Below are 3,092 nucleotides of genomic sequence, written 5' to 3' on the forward strand. Positions count from 1 at the left end.
GAAGCATGTTCACGAAGAAGCCGATCAGCGCCTCGATCTCTTCCCGCCCGCGGTTCGCCGTGGGCGTGCCGACCACCACCTCGTTCTGCCCGGACAGCCGGGCGAGCACCGCCGCCCACCCGGCCAGCAGCGTCATGTACAGCGTGGTCCCGTGACGGCGGGAAAGCTCCTTGAGCGCGGCCGAGAGCGCCTCGTCGAGACCGATGTCGATCATCTCGCCGGAGAAATCCTGCCGCGCGGGGCGTGCGTGGTCCGCCGGCAGCTCCAGCAGCTCGGGGGCGCCGGCCAGCGCCTGCGTCCAGTACTCCGCCTGCTCGCGGAGGACCTCGCCCTCCACCCAGCGCCGCTGCCACACGGCGTAGTCGGCGTACTGCACCGCGAGTGGCGGGAGCGGATCGGGCCGGCCCGTGCGGAAGGCGCCGTAGAGCCCCCTCAGCTCCCGGTTGAACACCCCCACGCTCCACCCGTCGGAGGCGATGTGGTGCATGGTGATGAGCAGCACGTGGTCGTCGTCGCCGATCTGCACCAGCCGCCCGCGGATCAGCGGCCCGCGCTCCAGGTCGAACGGCGCGTCCTCCTCCTCCTCCATCAACCGGCGAAGCTCCGCCGGCCCTTCGGCACGGCCGCGGAGGTCGTGCTCCACGAGCGGGAAGGGGCACGCCTCCGCCGGCACGATCCGCTGCACCGGTGCGCCGTCCACCTCGGCGAAGACGGTGCGCAACGCCTCGTGCCGGGCCAGGATGCGGTCCAGCGCCCGCCGCAGGGCGGCACGGTCCACCTCGCCCTGCAGCCGCTGGCGCACGGGGATGTGGAACGCCGCGCCCGCGGAGGCCAGCCGTTCCACGAACCACAGCCGCTGCTGCGCGAATGAGAGCGGGAGATCGCCCCCGCGCTCGACCGGCTCAATCGGCGGCAGTTCGGCTCGCAACGCGGTTTCCAGCTCGCGCGCGAAGTCGGCCAGCACGGGCCGGGCGAACAGGTCGCGCAGAGCAACCTGCACCGCGAGGCGCTGCCGCACCCGCGAGATCACCTGCACGGCCAGCAGCGAGTGCCCGCCCAGGTCGAAGAAGCTGTCCTGGCGGCCCACCCGCTCCACGCGCAGCACCTCTGCCCAGATGTCGGCCAGCGCCTGCTCGGTCTGGGTCGCCGGGGCCTCGAAGCCGCGCGCGGCGAGGGCGTCGCCCTCCGGCGCGGGGAGCGCCCTGCGGTCCACCTTGTTGCCCGCGGTCACCGGGAACGCCTCCAGCCGCACGAACGCCGCCGGTACCATGTACGGCGGCAGCTGCCCGGCCAGGTGCGCCCGCAGCGACTCCACGTCCAGCCCCTCGTCCGCAACGCAGTACGCCACCAGCCGCCGGTCGCCAGGCTCGTCCTCGCGCGCCATCACCACCGCGTCGCGCACGGCCTCGTGCTCAGCGAGCCGCGCCTCGATCTCGCCCAGCTCGATGCGGAAGCCGCGGATCTTCACCTGGAAGTCGGTGCGGCCCAGGAACTCGATGGTCCCCTCCGGCCGCCAGCGCCCCAGGTCGCCCGTGCGGTACAGGCGCGCCCCCGGCTCACGGGAGAATGGGTCCGGCACGAACCGCTCAGCGGTCAGCCCCGGACGGTCCAGGTAGCCGCGCGCCACTTGGGCGCCGCCGATGTACAGCTCGCCCGACACCCCCACTGGCACCGGCCCGCCCCGCGCATCCAGCAGGTAGACGCGGGTGTTCGCCACCGGCCGCCCGATGGAGCGCCAGGTCGCGGGATCGTTCACGATCTCGCGCATCGTGGCGTTGACGGTGGTCTCGGTAGGGCCGTACGTGTTGAGGAGCGGCGGGCGGTACCCATCCCTCGCGAACCACGCCTGCAGCGCCGTGGGCTCCACCGCCTCGCCGCCGATGGCCAGCAGGCGCACGGACGGCGGGATGGCAGCCGAGGGCTCGTCCAGCAGGAGCTGCCAGAAGCGCGTCGGGAGATCGGCCACCGTCACCCCGTTCTCCGCGCACCGCCCCCAGAAGGCGTGCGCGCCCTCCAGCCACGCCTCGGTGCGCAGCACCAGCGCCGCTCCGGTGAGCAGCGCCCCGAAGATTTCCTCCACCGCGGCGTCGAACGCCACGGAGGCGAACTGCAGGACGCGGTCGCCCGGCCGCAGGCCGAAGCCCGCCTGGACGGCCGCGACCTGCCGCCCCACGGCGTGGTGGGTGACCATCACCCCCTTGGGCCGCCCCGTGGACCCCGAAGTGTAGATCACGTACGCCAGGTGCTCCGGCTGGAGCGCTCCGCGCCCAGGATTCGTTTCCGGGCCTGTCCACGCTGGCGAGCCGGGGTCGAGCTCGAGCACCGGCACGCCCGTGCCCGCGAAGCGCGCGGCGAGCGAGCTGTGCGCTAGCACCGCCACGGGCGCGCTGTCCTCCAGCAGCCAGCGCAGCCGCTCCTCCGGGTACGCCGGGTCCAGCGGAACGTACGCGCCGCCCGCCTTGAGGACGGCCAGCAGCCCCGCCACCAGCTCCAGCGTGCGCTCGGCGCAGATCGCCACGCGCGTGTCCGGGCCCACGCCCCCGGCGCGCAGCCGGTGCGCCAGCCGGTTCGCGCGGGCGTTCAGCTCCGCGTACGTTAGCGACCCGCTCTCAGAGACCACGGCGATCGCCTCGGGCGTCTCCTCCGCCCGCCGCTCGAAGAGCTCGTGCACGCACACGCCGTCCGGCGCGGGGAGATCGGTCGCGTTCCAGTCCTCGAGGACCCGCGCACGCTCCGCGGGCGACATCAGCTCCAGCCGCGCCACGCTCCGGCGCTCGTCCGCCACCATCTGCGCGAGCACCCGCCGCAGGTAGCCCACGTGGCGCTCCACGGTCTCGCGGTCGAAGAGTGCCGTCGCGTACTCCAGCGAGCCGGAGATCCGCCCGCCCCGCTCCGAAAGCGTGAGCGCCAGGTCGAACTGCGCCGACGCCTCCATGGGGGCGCTCGCCGCCACCCCCGGCCCCGGCGCCGTGGGGGCCAGCGCCAGCCCCGATAGCGCCAGGCTGCGCTCGGGCATGTTCAGCCAGTTGAACATCACCTGGAAGAGCGGCGTGTGCGCCAGGCTGCGCACCGGCTGCAGCAGCTCCACCACC

General features: G+C 73.9%; 1 protein-coding gene. It reads right to left on the bottom strand.

Annotation, left to right across the window (positions count from 1 at the left end; genetic code table 11):
* Positions 1 to 3,092, bottom strand: a 3,092-nt coding sequence (locus VIB55_RS15180) for an amino acid adenylation domain-containing protein (RefSeq protein WP_331877505.1), incomplete at both ends; no start/stop codon positions are given.

Origin of the sequence: Longimicrobium sp. (assembly GCF_036554565.1) — a bacterium.
In the GTDB taxonomy this organism is placed as follows: Bacteria; Gemmatimonadota; Gemmatimonadetes; order Longimicrobiales; family Longimicrobiaceae; genus Longimicrobium.